This is a genomic window from Rossellomorea sp. LJF3 (assembly GCF_037046045.1).
In the GTDB taxonomy this organism is placed as follows: Bacteria; Bacillota; Bacilli; order Bacillales; family Bacillaceae_B; genus Rossellomorea.
Genome location: NZ_JBANLY010000012.1, coordinates 32,461 through 47,627, shown reverse-complemented (window position 1 = coordinate 47,627; position 15,167 = coordinate 32,461). Strand labels below are relative to the sequence as shown.

The following is a 15,167-nucleotide window of genomic DNA, read 5'->3' as shown; positions in this document are numbered from 1 at the left end:
TTATAATAAGGATGAGAGCGTATTCATAGAGTCGGATGACTATGCTTGAAAGCGCTTTATATACTGTAGAAGTCTGTGGCTTTCAGTCATCAAAGTTAGACAAGGGGGATAAAGATGAATTTCGACTTAACACAAGAGCAAGCAATGATTAAGAAAACGATCAGGGAATTCGCTGAAGAAGAAGTGGCACCTGGTGCGTTGGATCGTGACCGCACAAAGGAATTTCCAAAAGAAGTTTTCAAGAAACTTTCTGACCTGGGGATGATGGGGCTTCCCTTTCCGGAGGAATATGGTGGAGCCGGAGCGGATACAGTAAGCTTTGCCATCGTTACAGAAGAGCTAAGCCGTGCATGTGCCTCTACAGGGATCACGTACTCTGCCCATATTTCACTGGGAGGTGCCCCGATCAATTTATTTGGTACACACGAACAGAAACAGGAATACTTAACGCCGATTTGTACAGGGGAATCATTTGGAGCCTTCGGCCTGACTGAACCCAATGCCGGTTCAGATGCGGGGGGAACCCAGACCACTGCTGAAGATAAAGGGGATAAGTGGGTCATCAATGGGAATAAATGTTACATCACCAATGCAAGTTACGCGAATCATCTCGCATTAACGGCGATTACAGGCAGGAACAACGGGAATAAAGAGATCAGTGCCATCATCGTACCTACCAAAGCCAAAGGATTTACGGTCATTGATAATTATGAAAAAATGGGGCTTCATTCCTCCAATACAACTGAGCTGGTCCTTGAGGACGTGGAAGTTCCTAAGGAAAACCTGTTAGGGAAGCAGGGGGAAGGATTCAAGCAGTTCCTGGTCACCCTTGACGGGGGCAGGATCGGAATCGGGGCAATGGCAGTCGGTGTGGCTCAGGCTGCTTTTGACAAGGCTCTTCAATATTCAAAAGAAAGAAAGCAGTTCGGTAAAACGTTATCTCAATTTCAGGTTACGCAATTTAAGCTGGCTGACATGGCAATGAAGATCGAGCTCGCAAGGAACATGGTTCATAAAGCAGCATGGTTAAAGGATCAGGGAAGACCATTTTCCAAAGAGGCGTCCATGTGTAAGCTGTACGCGTCGGAGATCAGTATGGAAGTGGCCGACGAAGCCATTCAGATCCATGGCGGATACGGTTATATGAAAGAATACCATGTTGAGCGCTACTTACGGGACGCGAAGCTCCTTGAAATCGGAGAAGGGACATCAGAGGTACAGAGAATGGTGATTTCAAGGTTGATCGGCTGCCAATAGGGTAGAAGTCCTCTTTGAGGATAGATGAGCTCTATCGGTCCACTGGGGCCTGATAGAGCTCATCTGCTTTCTTTCTTATGTGGTATGTTAGAAGAATCTGAAGATGAAAACAGGAAAAAAGCAGGAAATGTGTCTAATTTGTGAGAAAGATGGAAAAGTTAATTGATAGTACTTTTACTTTGTCGGTTTTTACAGTAAAATATAAAGTGTTGAAAAGAGCACTATTTTTTGGATGTTGTACATAAAGGAGGTTAAAATCATGAATCGTAATCCAATCATTCCATTCGTACTGATCATGGCCCTTGGAATTGGTCTTATTTTCTTCTTATCGATTGAAGGCCTAAACAATGCCGATGAAAAAGCGAAGGAAGAAAAGCATGGTGAGACTGCTGGCAAAGAAGGCGAACAAGCTTCAAGCGGGGAGTTCGATCCGGAAGCTAAGTACAAGGAGTCTTGTGTATCTTGTCATGGTGGGAACTATGAAGGTGGCGCTGGCCCTGCTCTTAAAGGGACGAAGCTTTCAAAAGACGAGATCAAAGATAGAATCAAAAATGGTGGAGGCATCATGCCGGCTGGTCTTGTAGCAGATGAAAATCTTGATGCAATGGCAGACTGGATCAAATCACTTAAATAATGAATGGTTGAAAAAGGTTCTTTGTCTTTGGGCAAAGGGCTTTTTTTATATGGAAAAGTTGGTTAGAATGAGTATCAGATAAGCAGGACCAATAAAAATGAGTAAAGGTGAACGAATGAATATCCAACAATTATCAAAACGACTTGAAACCGTTGTTTCATACATACCAGAACAATCAAAAATTGCCGATATCGGTTCAGATCATGCCTACCTTCCTTGCTATGCAGTCAATAAAGGCATCGCTTCTTCAGCGATCGCCGGTGAGGTGGTAAAAGGCCCTTATCTTTCTGCGAAAAAACAAGTGGAAGATGCCGGGTTAACCCGGGAAGTAGAAGTCAGGTTAGGCAATGGTTTAGAAGTCCTATCACCAGGTGAAGTCAATTGTATTACGATCGCTGGGATGGGTGGTGCGTTGATTGCATCGATCTTGGAAGCTGGCAAGGACAAGCTGGCCAATGGACCAAGGTTGATTCTCCAGCCCAATGTGAGTGCGAAATCGATCAGGACGTGGCTGATGGATAATGATTGGGATCTCATCGGCGAGGAAATCCTTGAGGAAGATGATAAGCTATATGAAATTTTAATAGCTGAAAAAGGAAATCCAAACACCCACTATTCCAAGGAACTTGAAAAAGAACTGCTGCTCGGACCGTTCTTGATGAAGGATCGAAACGATGCATTCATTAAAAAATGGAATCAGGAACTCCGACAGTGGAAGAATATCGTGAATAACATGGAAAAGGCAGAAAAGACCGAGGCGTTGGAAGTACGTAAAAATGAGCTTCTGCACAAAATCAAAATGGTTGAGGAGGTCCTTATCTCATGAAAACAGTAAACGGCCATGAAATCATTCAGCTTTTTGAAGAGTTCTCCCCGAAATATCTGGCTGAAAGCGGAGATCCCATCGGACTTCAGATCGGTAAGTTGAATGAGAAGGTCGAAAATGTCATGATCACACTGGACGTGCTGGAAAATGTCGTGGATGAAGCGATCAAGAATAATGTCAAATTGATCATTGCCCATCATCCGCCATTATTTCGTCCACTGAAATCTTTGCAAACGGATTCCTATCAGGGAAAAATGATTGAAAAGCTGATCAAACATGATATTAGCGTATATGCTGCCCATACCAATCTGGATGTGGCAGTAGGCGGTGTGAATGATTTGCTCGCTGCTAAGCTCCAGTTACAGGATCCTTCTGTACTTGTTCCTACCTATCAGGAAGAAATCCGTAAATTGGCGGTATATGTGCCGAAAGAACATGCAGGGGAGCTGAGGGAGGCTTTAGGGAAAGCCGGAGCCGGACATATCGGGAATTACTCCCATTGCAGCTTCTCATCCGAGGGACAGGGAAGATTTCTGCCCGGGGAGGGAACCAATCCTCATTTAGGAAAGCAGGGTGCGCTTGAAGAGGTTTCAGAAGAAAAGGTGGAGACGGTTTATCCTGTTTCCCTGGAGAAAAAAGTATTGAAAGCGATGTTTACCCACCATCCATATGAAGAGATCGCCTATGATATCTACTCCCTGGAAAACGGGTCTAAAGCCCTTGGACTGGGCAGGATCGGCTATTTAGCAGAAGAGATGAGCCTGAAGGACTTTGCCCTATTTGTGAAGAAAACATTAGGCATGGATGGAATCAGGTTGATAGGGGACGGGGAAGCAAAGGTGAAGAAAGTGGCGGTACTCGGCGGAGATGGAAATAAGTTCATCGGAAAAGCCAAGAGACAGGGTGCCGATGTGTTCGTTTCCGGTGATATCTATTATCATACTGCCCATGATGCCATGATGATGGGGCTCAATGTTGTGGATGCAGGTCATCACATTGAAAAGGTGATGAAAGAGGGAGTTGCCGCTCATTTAGCCAAAAGATGCTCGGAAAAAGGGTTTATTGTGAATATCTTCGCTTCGAAAGCTGAAACGAACCCATTTACGTATATGTAAAAAGAAAGCCCCCTTGCCATTTCGCAAGGGGGCTTTCAGCATTCTTATTTGGTTCCCATTTTTGCTTTCCGGACTTTAGGGAGTATCTTGTTTAAAGGAACATTGCGTTCTCTTGTCCATGTGGATTCGTCATTTGGATCAAAAGCTTCCAGGAATTTAATGACTTCCTTCACAATCGGCGTTGGGGTGGACGCACCGGCAGTGACAGCGACGACACCCGCATCTTTGATCCATTCAATGTCGAGCTCGCTGATGTCTGAAATGCGGTGGGCAGGTGTTCCTGCGATATCCATCGACACTTGTGCAAGGCGATTGGAGTTATTGCTCTTCGGATCGCCGACGACGATAAGGACATCGGCATCACCTGCCTGCTCTGCCACTGCTTCCTGCCGTACTTGGGTAGCCAGGCAGATTTCTTTGTGCAGCTCGACATGAGGATACATTTCCTTCACTTTATCCATTGTATCGAGTACATCCCATTGACTCATGGTCGTTTGGTTCGTCACGATGATCTTATCGTTGTCGATGGATAGCTCTTCAACGTCGTCGGCTGTTTCGACGAGGTGGACGATTTCGGGGGCGACACCTACCGCGCCCTCAGGCTCGGGATGCCCCTTTTTCCCGATATAAATCACATCATAGCCCTCGGCTTCTTTGGCTCGGATCAAGTCATGTGTCTTCGTGACGTCAGGACAGGTAGCATCCAGAGTGACTAATCCTTTTTGCTTGGCGATTTCTTTCACCTCGGGAGAGACTCCGTGGGCGGTGAAGATCACCGTTCCTTCATTCACTTGTTCAATGATTTCTTTTCTATTGCTGCCATCGAGGGTGATGATACCGTCTTCTTCAAACGCATCCGTTACATGTTTGTTATGGACGATCATCCCCAGAATATAAATTGGACGAGGAAGCGATTTGTCTAATGCGGCGTTTCTTGCAATGACCATTGCATCTACCACACCATAACAATAGCCTCTCGGAGTAATCTTAATAATATCCATCAATAAATATCCTCCTACATGAGAGAGTCTTTTGTCTTCATTATAAAGGAGAAAGGTCCGTCTGACAAAGAGAACGAAGTGAAAGGGGATTTTCACATGAATATGTGACACATGTTTTTTACTTATATCCCCCAAAAAAATAATCCCTGTCAGGTGATGTAATACCTTTAGGGATGCGGCTTTTATATATAGAGTTTTGGTTTTGAATGTGATTTAGCCGGTGCTTCTTCTTCCCAATCATCTTCATCTGTGATTTTTACAGAAGGTTTCTTTTTCTTTTTTTTCTTCACAGGGATTTCTGCTTCAGGGATATCGTCAATATCTTCACTATCTTTCTCTGTCGCCGGTTCATCAGGCGCTTCAGCAGACATATCCTTAAACCCGCGGTACAGTTTCCACAGAGAAGGGATATTTTTGACCATCGGGCCGTATTGCTGAAACATCGGACCCAATTGCTGGGCAGTCTGTAACATTTGTTGAGTGTTGGACAGAAAGGAATTTACATTGCCGGGATTCAATAGGGTTTGCATGATTCCCCCTGCTGCCTGCGGTGATCGCTCGAATCCGGTGTTACCGGCAGAAGACCTCGTAAATTGTTCTAGCAGTCCGCCACCGCCTGCATTGCGATTTTCCCCTTTTTTCAGGAACTTCGACAGCAACCCTTTGCCTTGTCCTCTGCCTCTTTGGTTCATTCCCATATTAAAGCCTTGATTTGGATTTTGCCTTCCAAATTGAAAAGGCGGGGGCTGTGTCTGTCCCATCCCGAAAGTATTCATCCCGGGTTGCTGTAACCCGAATCCGTTCCCCTGGCGCTGTCTCATTCCGAAAGGATTTCTCATATCCTGACCTTGATTTCTCATTCTTCTAGGCGGCATTATGACAGCCTCCTTTCATTTCAATAAATTCGTTGTCACTATAGAGTATGCAACAGGATAAAAAAGGGTATTGTGACAATATCATCTGAAATAAAATCAAGTTGACCTAGATGTTTTGCTGAAAATTGATTATAATGGTTAGATGTTCTTTAAATATCACGCTTCTAAACGTTAAAATAAAATCACTGACAACTGAAAAGTGATCCGTACATTTTATATAAATCTGCGGGGATGGCACAGGCTCCATCCCGATGACAGCGTAAATAAAAGGATATGACGATAAAAGGAGATGTACTCAATGAAAAAAAATTTATTTCTGCAATTTGGATTTCAGTCTTTCATCAATGAAGCTGTAGAAGAACTGGGTTTCTATGAACCAACTGAAATTCAAAAGAAAATGATCCCTCTCATCTTAAAAGGACAAAGTGCGATCGGCCAATCTCAAACGGGAACGGGGAAAACCCACTCGTATCTATTACCGATCATCGAAAAGGTAGATGCAGCTTCTGAACAGGTACAAGCTGTCATCACTGCACCTACCCGTGAATTGGCACAACAGATTTACCAGGAAGTACTTAAGATTACGAAGGGTACTGAGATCGTATCCCGTTGCTATATCGGGGGAACGGACAAACAGAGAACGATCGAGAAGTTAAAGCATCAGCCTCATATCGTTGTCGGTACGCCTGGGCGGATCAATGATCTGGTGAAGGACCAGGCACTGTTTGTCCATACAGCGAAGCTCCTTGTGATCGATGAAGCTGATTTGATGCTCGATATGGGATTCATTGAAGACGTGGATCAAATTGCGGCGAAGATGCCTGAAAAACTACAGATGTTGGTGTTTTCTGCCACGATCCCAGAGAAACTGAAGCCGTTCCTGAAGAAGTATATGGAAAATCCACAGTATGCCCACGTGGAACCGGAACAGCTGTCGGCCAAAAATATTGAACACGTGATCATACCTTTGAAGAGCCGTGATAAAACCAATCTGCTTTACAATATTTTAGTGGAGATAAATCCTTACTTAGGGATTGTGTTCACCAACACGAAGCAAAAGGCGGATGAAGTAGCCGATAGCCTGATTGCCAAAGGATTGAAGGTCGGCCGTATTCACGGTGATCTTTCTCCACGTGAGCGTAAGAAAATGATGAAACAAATAAGAAACCTTGATTATCAATATATTGTGGCAACAGACCTTGCAGCCAGAGGCATCGATATCGAAGGGGTTAGCCATATCATCAACTATGAACTGCCTCAGGATCTTGATTTCTATGTTCATCGTTCAGGCCGTACAGCACGTGCGGGGAACAGTGGTATTGCCTTCACCATTTATACGCCTTCGGATGAAGATGCGCTGAATCGATTGGAGAAGCTTGGAATCAGCTTTTCCCATCGGGACATTAAAAAAGGTGAATGGTCCGAACTGCCTCCTTTGAACAAGCGTAAGAACCGTCAAAAATCGAACGTTGATGAAATCGATGAAAAAGCGAAATCGTTAGTCCGTAAACCGAAGTCGGTTAAACCGGGATATAAGAAGAAAATGAAATACAAAATGGATCAAATCAAGAAGCGTGAAAGAAGAATAAAAAACAGAAACAAATAAGTGTTTGAACGTGATTCATTTGTACACATTCGATACAATAAAGAGAGATTTTCTTAGGAGTTGAGAAGAATGGTTAAGATTGGATCCCATGTTTCCATGAGTGGAAAGAATATGTTACTCGCTTCAAGTGAAGAAGCCGTTTCGTATGGAGCGAATACCTTCATGATTTATACAGGTGCACCACAGAACACGAGAAGGAAAAAAATCGAAGACCTGAATATCGAAGCGGGTCTTGCTCATATGAAAGAAAATGGAATAGAGGACATCGTCGTGCATGCCCCTTATATCATCAACATCGGAAATACAACCAACCCTGCTACATTTGAATTGGGAGTCAATTTCCTTCGCTCTGAAATGGAACGCACGGAAGCGATCGGGGCAGGGCAAATCGTCCTTCACCCTGGTGCTCATGTCGGTGCGGGAGCGGATAAGGGAATTGCGAAGATCATTGAAGGCCTTAACGAAGTGTTGACCAAGGATCATAAAGTTCAAATTGCCCTTGAGACAATGGCTGGAAAAGGTTCTGAATGTGGGAGATCCTTTGAGGAAATCGCGCAGATCATAAATGGAGTGGACCTGAATGACCGCCTCTCCGTCTGCTTTGATACATGTCATACACATGATGCAGGATATAATATCGTAGAAGATTTCGATGGGGTATTGGAAGAATTCGATAATATCGTAGGTATCGACCGCTTAAAAGTCCTTCACATAAATGATAGTAAGAATGAACGTGGAGCGGCTAAGGACCGACATGAAAATGTAGGCTTCGGGCATATAGGATTCAAGGCACTGAATTATATTGTGCATCATCCGCAGCTAAAGGATATTTCCAAGATATTGGAAACACCTTATGTAGGGGAAGATAAGAAAAATAAAAAGCCTCCTTATAAGTATGAAATCGACATGCTGCGTAGTCAAACCTTTGATGAAGAGGTATTGACAAAAATAGTGAATCAGTAAAGATTGGAGGAGGTCATGTCTCAAGACTTGAGACCGCCTCCTCTTTCTTTATCAACGGATGAGCTGCAAAAAGAGCTGGTTGATTTCCTTTGCCTTCTTTGGACCTATGATTTTGGCCAGATCCTTCACCAATCTGCTTCTCTTCGTATCATCGAAGATATTGATATTTTTCCCTTTCACGCTCTGTACGATGCTTGTTGCCTGTTGGGACGTGAGAGAAATATTATATTGTTTTGCATACTTTAATAACTCATCATTTGTAATATGGTTGATTTTGTGATTAATCACATTTTGTAATAGCTTCATGTTTATCACTCCTCAAATGATACATATGTATCTCACTTCAAGAAAGTGACACTTTTATTAGAAAATAGGTGAAAGGAAAGGAATTGCTGATGACTCAAAGAATACATAAGAAGGAAAGTCCCCTTCATTTTATCTATCGTTTGTTTTTCATAACGATCGGAGCGGGTCTCGCCGCTGTTTCGATTGAACTGTTTCTTGTACCCAATAATATCATTGACGGGGGGATCATCGGTATTTCACTGATCATGGATTATTTGGTTTCCGATTCCATCCCTTTTCTTAACTTTTCAACCTTATTGGTCCTGTTGAACCTTCCCTTTATGTATTCAGGCTACAAACATATCGGAAAGACGTTTGTTGTATCGTCATTGTTTGCTGTAGTGGCACTGGCTACCATTGAGAGTCTCCTTCACCATATAGATCCATTCGTAACCGAGGAAATATTGGCAACCGTTTTCGGTGGTCTGATTCTCGGAGTGGGTGTGGGGCTGGTCATCCGTCATGGGGGTTCCCTCGACGGTACAGAGATCCTGGGGATCCTCCTCACAAAGAAATTACCTTTCTCCGTGGGAGAATTTGTGATGTTCATAAATATTTTCATCTTCGGCTGGGCAGCATTCGTCTTCGGAATCGAAGAAGCGATGTATTCGGTCATGACATACTATATCGCATTTAAGACGATTGATACGGTCATTCAGGGGATGGACGAAACCAAAGCCGTCATCATCGTTTCTGATCATTACCTGGATGTTTCCGATGCAATCCTGCAAAGGCTCGGCAGGGGAACGACGATGTTAAAGGGGCGGGGAGGCTATACGGATAATGACAAAGAGGTCATATACGTCGTGGTCACCAGGCTTGAAGTAACGAAATTAAAATCGGTCGTTTCGGACGTGGATCCGGATGCATTCATCACCATCATGAGCACCCAGGAAACAAAAGGTGCACGTTTCAAATCTGCTATCCATTGATGTGTAAAAATCATGCCATAATGAAATGACAGGACCGCCCAAACAAGAGGGCGGTCCTTATTTGAATGAAGAACGGAATCATTTACAATTGATGATGCATCCTGTATACTACCCTATGTACTTTTAAATCGTAATGATTCTTATAAAGAGAGATGATAAGCATGGATATAACAAATCCAGTGATAAAAATAGAAGACGTGAATTTTCGCTATGAGCGTGAAAGAGTGCTCGAAGATATTAATCTGAGCATACCAAGAGGCGCTTTTCTCGGAATCGTCGGTCCGAACGGTTCGGGTAAATCCACATTACTTAAGCTTGTCCTTGGCCTGCTTCGGGTGAAACAGGGGAATATTGAGCTGTTCGGGACCCCACAGCATAAATTTAAACAATGGGACCGCATCGGCTTTGTATCCCAGAAGGCAAACAGCTTCAACACAGGATTTCCGGCTACCGTTTATGAAGTGGTGGCCAGTGGATTGGCGAAAAAGGCAGGATTGTTCAAGCGGGTTTCAGCAGCATATAAGAATGATGTGATTCAAGCAATTGAATCAGTCGGCATGGGTGAGTTCGCCAAACGAAATATCGGGGAGTTATCAGGAGGTCAGCAGCAGAGGGTTTTCATAGCGAGGGCCCTCGTGAGTCAGCCTGATGTATTGATCCTCGATGAACCGACAGTGGGAGTCGACAGCCGTAACGTCCAAAACTTCTACGATATGTTAGAAAGGTTGAACAAGGATTTAGGTATCACACTTGTGCTGGTCACCCATGACATCGGGTCGATCTCAAATAAGGTGACACATGTTGCCTGCTTAAATAAACATTTACATTTCCATGGCAAAACAGAAGAGTTTGAAAAGCTCAAAGAAAATCAGCTTTCCTCTTTTTATGGTCATGATGTACATTTTTTGAATCATGATCATGAACATCATCATTCATGATCGATCGGAGGGAAGAAAATGCTTCAAGCTATTTTTCAATATGAATTTTTACAAAATGCATTTCTGACAGGAATCCTTATCGGCATCATCGCCCCTTTACTGGGGGCATTCATCGTGGTAAGGAGATTATCCCTGATAGCCGACGCCTTGAGCCATGTGACGCTCTCAGGCATTGCGGCAAGTCTGTACTTAAGCAAAACGGTGCCTGGGTTTTCAGGGGTGAATCCCCTTTACTTTGGAATGGCGTTCTCCGTGATCGGTTCCTTATTCATAGAACGATTAAGAATGGTATATAAGCATTACCAGGAGCTGGCGATCCCGATCATCCTGTCCGGGGGAATCGGGATTGGGGTCATATTCATTTCACTCGCAGACGGTTTCAACACGGATCTATTCAGCTATTTATTTGGGAGTGTCAGCGCAGTCAGCAGGGGGGACCTGTATCTGATTGGCGGGATCAGTGTGCTTGTCATCGGAGTGATTTTCTTATTGTATAAAGAGTTGTTCCTTTTATCTTTTGATGAGGATCATGCAAAGGCCTCCGGGATCCCTGCGAAGGCGATCCACTTTATCTTTATGATCATGGTCGCCCTTGTGATTGCCGCCTCCATGCGCATTGTGGGAATCCTTCTGGTATCATCCCTCATGACATTGCCGGTTGCCGCAAGTATCAGGATCGCGAATGGCTTTAAACAGACGATCGGATATTCCCTTTTATTCGGGGAAATTTCCGTCATCGTCGGATTAGTCAGCGCCTTCTATTTGAATCTTGCTCCGGGTGGAACGATCGTCATGACGGCCATCTTGATTCTCCTCTTGACGATCCTCTTCAAGAGATTGAGGTCATCTGGTCATTCTTCAAAAGGTGAGGTGTAGGAAATGAATGTAACGGAAGCGATGGATCTATTAAAAGCAAAAGGATATAAGCACACGGGGAAACGGCAACAATTACTTGAACTGTTTTCAAGCTCGAATAAATATTTGACGGCCAGGGACGTGCTGGAGTATATGAAAGCCGATTATCCCGGTCTGAGCTTCGATACCATTTATCGTAATTTAAGCCTTTTCGTAGAACTGGGCATCCTGGAAGAAACGGAGTTATCCAGTGAAAGGCATTTCCGGATTACGTGTGAAAGTCATCATCACCATCATCACTTCATTTGTATGGATTGTGGGAAAACGAAAGAAATTCATACATGTCCCATGGAAGCTTTGAAAGAGAATTTAGCTGAAACCGGCTATGATATATCAGGACATAAATTTGAAATCTACGGTAAATGTCCACAGTGTCAATAGGGATCCTTCGGGGTCTCTTTTTTCATGCAAACATCTTCACGTGTTTAACCTTGTGTAAAGGAGGGGAAAAATAGGTATATAGAAGGAATATAGAGGAGATGTAGCCATGGAATCGGTCCCATTCACGCACTGCCCCACCAATAAAAAAAATTGCGTCAGTACGATAGACCTTACGTCTTACCACAGGATCGCACCTCTTCCCGTAAGCGGGGAAGTGGCGGATACGAAAGCAAGGATACACCAGACGCTGAACCGATTTGATCATGTAGAAATCAAGGAAGAAGGGACGCATTATGTGCATGCCGTCTTCACATCCAAGTGGATGAAATTCAAGGATGACCTGGAACTTTATATTGATGAACGTACCCATCTTTTGCATTTCAAGTCGGCTTCACGCCTGGGGTATTATGATTTCAAAGTGAATCGGAAGCGCGTGGAACGATTTAAATCCTTGTTTAATAATGCATAGAAAAAAGCCTCAAACGAGGCTTTTTTCTATGCTTAACGTTGTTGCTGCAGCCAGTTCTGTACCCAGGAATCCGCTTCCTTCCAGTCATTCACGCGAATGACCCCATCAGGGATCGGTTTTTGATTATAAGGCGTGTTGAATAACAAAACCGGGATGGATAATTCTTCGGATATGGCCACTGCATTATCGTGTTTATCCTCGAAGAAAATGTCGACTGCATGTTTTTTAGCAGTGGATATTTTATCGTGGGATCCGATTAATTCGATATGATGATACATAAGGTCCTGCGCATCGAACCATTTCTTCGTAATATCGATGAGGTCAGTTCTTCTTGCACTGATAAAATAAAGTTCGTGCTTCTCTTTCCATTGATCCAGGATCGTTTTTGCGCCGGGAGCAAGGGGAGATTCTTTGTAGATGAGCGGTTCTGCTTCTTTGAACCATTTTCTAAAGGTTTGAGGTGATATGTCCAGAACCTTTGTCAGTTCGTATTGGGTGATGTCCTGTAAGGTTAAATTCAATTGAAAATGATCATTTATGTGAGGCAGTAAAGATTCAGGTGACGTAACTGTCCCATCAATATCGATTCCAAAACGTTTCATTCTTTATCATACTCCCCTTTATAAAAACTCCTTCAAGTTTATCACATTCCCCGTATTGAAATAACCTCGAAAAACAATTATTCATGTGAACGACCTAAGTGCGATCGCACAGATAACAAAAATTAGCATAGTAAAATGGCTGAACTGACACACAATAAGAAGGCTCCCAAACACAGAAAGTGAGGGATTGCTGTATGAGTGATGAACGACGCGAATTAAACAGCGTTGATCGAAATCTTCAAGATATCGACGTGTATTACGACAATCCGGAAACAGATGTGAGTAGAGATGATTACCGTGAAGAAACAGCAGCAGAAATTGCTGCTCCAATGAATGTGAGCCGCGACTTTGAAGAGGATGCCGCAGAAGATGCGACAACATCAGGTCGTGTATTAGGATACTCTGCACTTGCACTATCCATTCTATCCTTATTTATTCTCCCGGTCATCATGGGGGCAGCGGGGATTGTCCTTGGGTTTGTGGCAAGGCGAAGAGGAGCAGAGATGCTCGGTGCCTGGGCAATCGGAATTGGGGCCGTATCGATAATCGTAGGATTATTTGTACTGCCGTTCTTTTAAACTAAATCGTTTTTCTTGAAATTGGGAGCGTTTCAGGAAACCAAAAAAAGAGGGCTGATCATTGATCAGCCCTCTTTCATGCACAGGGTTAGACTTGCTCCTGCTCTTTCTTTTCAGCTTCCTGCTTTGCGAAGTATTCTTCTGCAATCTTGTCAATTTCTTTCTTTAATTCCTCCACCATGGTCTCCTCAGGTACTTTACGGACCGTTTTTCCCTTACGGAAAAGGAGTCCTTCCCCTCGGGCACCGGCAATCCCAATATCAGCCTCTCTGGCTTCACCAGGTCCATTCACTGCACATCCGAGTACAGCGACCTTGATCGGTGCTTTAATCGTGGAAATGTATTCTTCCACCTCATTGGCAATTGAAATCAAGTCAATTTCAATACGACCGCAAGTCGGACACGAAATCAATGTAGCCGCATTTGCTGCCAATCCAAATGACTTCAATAATTCCCTTGCCACTTTCACTTCTTCGACGGGATCCGCACTCAAGGATATCCGGACCGTGTTACCGATCCCAAGGCTTAGGATGGCTCCAAGGCCAGCGGCACTTTTAACGGTACCTGCAAACAGAGTACCTGATTCTGTGATTCCAAGGTGAAGCGGATAATCGAAGGCTTTCGCAGCTTTCGTGTAAGCCTCGATGGCTAAATTCACGTCAGAAGCCTTCATGGATACGATGATGTCATGGAAATCGAGGTCTTCCAGGATTTTAATATGATGAAGGGCACTTTCCACCATTCCATCAGCTGTCGGGTATCCGTATTTCTCAAGGATTTTTCTTTCCAGGCTCCCTGCGTTCACTCCGATACGAATCGGGATGCCTTTTTCTTTTGCTGCCTTGACTACTGCCTCGACTTTTTCGCGGCGGCCGATATTCCCTGGATTGATCCGGATTTTATCAGCTCCGCCTTCAATGGCTTTAAGGGCTAATTTATAGTCAAAATGTATATCGACAACAAGTGGGATATTGATTTGCTTCTTAATATCAGCAATGGCGTCGGCTGCACGTTCATCCGGACATGCGACACGTACGACCTGGCATCCTGCTTCTTCCAGACGGTGAATTTCTTTAACCGTTGCTTCAACATCATGGGTTTTGGTCGTGGTCATACTTTGGATGACCACTTCGTTATTACCGCCGATCGTTAAATTTCCTACTTTGACAGGACGTGTTTTTGTACGATGTATAATTTCACTCAAGTGTAATTCGCTCCTTTAGAAAGGTTCTCAAAGTTTCATTATAAGTAATACGAAGCTATTGTAACAGTGTTTTGTGTAAAATGACAAGAAATAGGTGTTTATGACATGGCCAGGTCATTGATAATTAGGTATTTTATAGGTTTTCCCTATTTGGATCTTGGCCGGAGGGACATCATTCAATTCTTCAAAGTCGCTGATCACCTGGTCGATGGAAACGGGAATGGATCCATCAAGAAGTTCTTCCACAAGGCTCAATACGGTGTCGCCCGGCTTCACTTCCATTTCTACATATGGAAGGGAGGAGGGACCTTCACCTCTTTGAACAGGTTCCTGTGGGGGCTCCCCTTGATTCCCATTCACCAGGGGCTCGGAGGAGGCGACGGTCGCTTCTTTATACAAGAGACGTAACGTCCCCTTATTTAAATCATAATAAACACTGTATAGAAGAATGATAATACCAAAGAAAATTGCCATTCTTTTCATCAATATTTCCTCCCGATTAGTGTGATGTCTGAATGGACCAATG

18 protein-coding genes are annotated in these 15,167 nt (G+C 43.8%); 12 read left to right on the top strand and 6 right to left on the bottom strand.

Annotated features, from left to right (window positions below):
- Positions 1-114 precede the first annotated feature (114 nt).
- From V8G47_RS12710 to V8G47_RS12695, 4 genes are all read left to right on the top strand, one after another.
- Positions 115-1,257 (top strand): acyl-CoA dehydrogenase family protein, encoded by a 1,143-nt coding sequence (locus V8G47_RS12710; protein WP_336200454.1) that lies wholly within the window; start codon positions 115-117, stop codon positions 1,255-1,257.
- Positions 1,258-1,516: 259 nt separating this feature from the next.
- Positions 1,517-1,891 carry a cytochrome c550 gene (gene cccA, locus V8G47_RS12705; RefSeq protein WP_336200453.1) on the top strand — a complete coding sequence of 125 codons (375 nt, stop codon included), beginning with the start codon at positions 1,517-1,519 and terminating at the stop codon, positions 1,889-1,891.
- Between the two features lie 115 nt (positions 1,892-2,006).
- Complete coding sequence (locus tag V8G47_RS12700) at positions 2,007-2,717, top strand: tRNA (adenine(22)-N(1))-methyltransferase (protein ID WP_336200499.1); 711 nt, start codon at positions 2,007-2,009, stop codon at positions 2,715-2,717.
- Complete coding sequence (locus tag V8G47_RS12695; protein ID WP_336200452.1) at positions 2,714-3,832, top strand: Nif3-like dinuclear metal center hexameric protein; 1,119 nt, start codon at positions 2,714-2,716, stop codon at positions 3,830-3,832. The genes V8G47_RS12700 and V8G47_RS12695 overlap by 4 nt, the downstream gene beginning before the upstream one ends.
- Before the next feature lie 44 nt (positions 3,833-3,876).
- Here V8G47_RS12695 and V8G47_RS12690 read toward each other — a convergent pair whose 3' ends face one another.
- Positions 3,877-4,833, bottom strand: coding sequence for a 4-hydroxy-3-methylbut-2-enyl diphosphate reductase (locus tag V8G47_RS12690; protein ID WP_336200451.1), 957 nt, complete (start codon positions 4,831-4,833; stop codon positions 3,877-3,879).
- 182 nt (positions 4,834-5,015) lie between these two features.
- The gene (vrrA, locus tag V8G47_RS12685; protein WP_336200450.1) at positions 5,016-5,708 is read right to left on the bottom strand and encodes a VrrA/YqfQ family protein; all 693 of its coding nucleotides are present in this window, start codon (positions 5,706-5,708) and stop codon (positions 5,016-5,018) included.
- 298 nt (positions 5,709-6,006) lie between these two features.
- On the opposite strand from vrrA, the gene V8G47_RS12680 reads away from it, so the two are divergent.
- Positions 6,007-7,314 carry a DEAD/DEAH box helicase gene (locus V8G47_RS12680; protein WP_336200449.1) on the top strand — a complete coding sequence of 436 codons (1,308 nt, stop codon included), beginning with the start codon at positions 6,007-6,009 and terminating at the stop codon, positions 7,312-7,314.
- A 69-nt stretch (positions 7,315-7,383) separates the two neighbouring features.
- Positions 7,384-8,277, top strand: a complete 894-nt coding sequence (locus V8G47_RS12675) for a deoxyribonuclease IV (protein ID WP_336200448.1) — start codon at positions 7,384-7,386, stop codon at positions 8,275-8,277.
- Between the two features lie 51 nt (positions 8,278-8,328).
- Here V8G47_RS12675 and V8G47_RS12670 read toward each other — a convergent pair whose 3' ends face one another.
- Positions 8,329-8,583 carry a DUF2624 domain-containing protein gene (locus V8G47_RS12670; protein ID WP_098439844.1) on the bottom strand — a complete coding sequence of 85 codons (255 nt, stop codon included), beginning with the start codon at positions 8,581-8,583 and terminating at the stop codon, positions 8,329-8,331.
- An 89-nt stretch (positions 8,584-8,672) separates the two neighbouring features.
- Between V8G47_RS12670 and V8G47_RS12665 the strand changes: the two genes are divergently transcribed.
- The 5 genes from V8G47_RS12665 to V8G47_RS12645 all read left to right on the top strand — a co-directional run bounded on the left by V8G47_RS12665 (position 8,673) and on the right by V8G47_RS12645 (position 12,257).
- Complete coding sequence (locus tag V8G47_RS12665) at positions 8,673-9,554, top strand: YitT family protein (protein ID WP_336200447.1); 882 nt, start codon at positions 8,673-8,675, stop codon at positions 9,552-9,554.
- Positions 9,555-9,715: 161 nt separating this feature from the next.
- Positions 9,716-10,492, top strand: a complete 777-nt coding sequence (locus tag V8G47_RS12660) for a metal ABC transporter ATP-binding protein (RefSeq protein ID WP_336200446.1) — start codon at positions 9,716-9,718, stop codon at positions 10,490-10,492.
- Positions 10,493-10,510: 18 nt separating this feature from the next.
- Positions 10,511-11,368 (top strand): metal ABC transporter permease, encoded by an 858-nt coding sequence (locus V8G47_RS12655; RefSeq protein WP_336200445.1) that lies wholly within the window; start codon positions 10,511-10,513, stop codon positions 11,366-11,368.
- A gap of 3 nt (positions 11,369-11,371) precedes the next feature.
- Positions 11,372-11,788 (top strand): Fur family transcriptional regulator, encoded by a 417-nt coding sequence (locus V8G47_RS12650; RefSeq protein ID WP_098439846.1) that lies wholly within the window; start codon positions 11,372-11,374, stop codon positions 11,786-11,788.
- Positions 11,789-11,894: 106 nt separating this feature from the next.
- Complete coding sequence (locus V8G47_RS12645) at positions 11,895-12,257, top strand: DUF1499 domain-containing protein (protein WP_336200444.1); 363 nt, start codon at positions 11,895-11,897, stop codon at positions 12,255-12,257.
- Positions 12,258-12,289: 32 nt separating this feature from the next.
- Here V8G47_RS12645 and V8G47_RS12640 read toward each other — a convergent pair whose 3' ends face one another.
- On the bottom strand, positions 12,290-12,859 hold the full coding sequence (locus V8G47_RS12640; protein WP_336200443.1) for a hypothetical protein: 570 nt from the start codon (positions 12,857-12,859) through the stop codon (positions 12,290-12,292).
- 194 nt (positions 12,860-13,053) lie between these two features.
- On the opposite strand from V8G47_RS12640, the gene V8G47_RS12635 reads away from it, so the two are divergent.
- On the top strand, positions 13,054-13,437 hold the full coding sequence (locus tag V8G47_RS12635; protein WP_336200442.1) for a DUF4190 domain-containing protein: 384 nt from the start codon (positions 13,054-13,056) through the stop codon (positions 13,435-13,437).
- Positions 13,438-13,525: 88 nt separating this feature from the next.
- Here V8G47_RS12635 and ispG read toward each other — a convergent pair whose 3' ends face one another.
- Positions 13,526-14,632, bottom strand: coding sequence for a flavodoxin-dependent (E)-4-hydroxy-3-methylbut-2-enyl-diphosphate synthase (gene ispG, locus V8G47_RS12630; RefSeq protein ID WP_142245354.1), 1,107 nt, complete (start codon positions 14,630-14,632; stop codon positions 13,526-13,528).
- Between the two features lie 123 nt (positions 14,633-14,755).
- A complete protein-coding gene (locus V8G47_RS12625) occupies positions 14,756-15,124 on the bottom strand; it encodes a hypothetical protein (RefSeq protein ID WP_336200441.1) in 369 nt (122 codons plus the stop codon).
- Positions 15,125-15,167: the final 43 nt, after the last annotated feature.